1 protein-coding gene and 1 pseudogene are annotated in these 529 nt (G+C 73.3%); one reads left to right on the top strand and one right to left on the bottom strand.

The genetic code is table 11. The annotated features are described in order from the left end of the window. Positions 1–95 (top strand): annotated as a pseudogene (locus tag CCN44_RS47280) (alkaline phosphatase); the annotation flags it as partial. A gap of 32 nt (positions 96–127) precedes the next feature. Here the strand turns inward: CCN44_RS47280 and CCN44_RS42765 are convergent. Further along, on the bottom strand, positions 128–529 hold a 402-nt coding region (locus CCN44_RS42765; RefSeq protein ID WP_414820565.1), incomplete at its 5' end, for a luciferase domain-containing protein.

Below are 529 nucleotides of genomic sequence, written 5' to 3'. Positions count from 1 at the left end.
CGGAGCTGGTGGACACGCTGGTGACGGACGCGGCGGCGGATCAGGAGACGGTACGGCGGTTCGAGGAGGCGGGCGTCCGGGTGCTGACCGTGTGACGCGGTGACCCCGGCGACCGGCCGCACCCCGGTCAGAACGCGCCGAGGTCGGCCTTCACGAACCCGGCGCCGCGCTGGTCGTTGCAGCCCGTCACCGGCCGGTCGGCCGGGTCGGGCCACGTCTGCTGGGCCTGGAGCGCCACGCTCACCAGTGTCAGCAGCAGGTCGACGTCGCTCGCGGCGTCCAGGCGCAGGGTCACCCACGGCGAGCCGGGCACGATCCTGATCGCGCCCGAGTCTCTGAGGTCCTTGGCGAACCGCCGGATGGCCCGGTCGGTGAGCCGCAGGTCGACATCACGCTCGGAGTGGAAGTGGACGATCTCCCCCTGGGCCGAACCCACCGCCCGTCCCTGACCGCAGCTCGGGACGGCCTGTCTCAGGTCCGGCCAGGTCGCCAGTTGCGCGAGCGCGCGCGAGGCCAACGTCATGGGCCC

It is taken from the genome of Streptomyces tricolor, from assembly GCF_002155905.1.
In the GTDB taxonomy this organism is placed as follows: domain Bacteria; phylum Actinomycetota; class Actinomycetes; order Streptomycetales; family Streptomycetaceae; genus Streptomyces; species Streptomyces tricolor.
The sequence above is the reverse complement of the archived record's forward strand: the minus strand, read 5'-3'. Positions and strand labels throughout refer to the sequence as shown.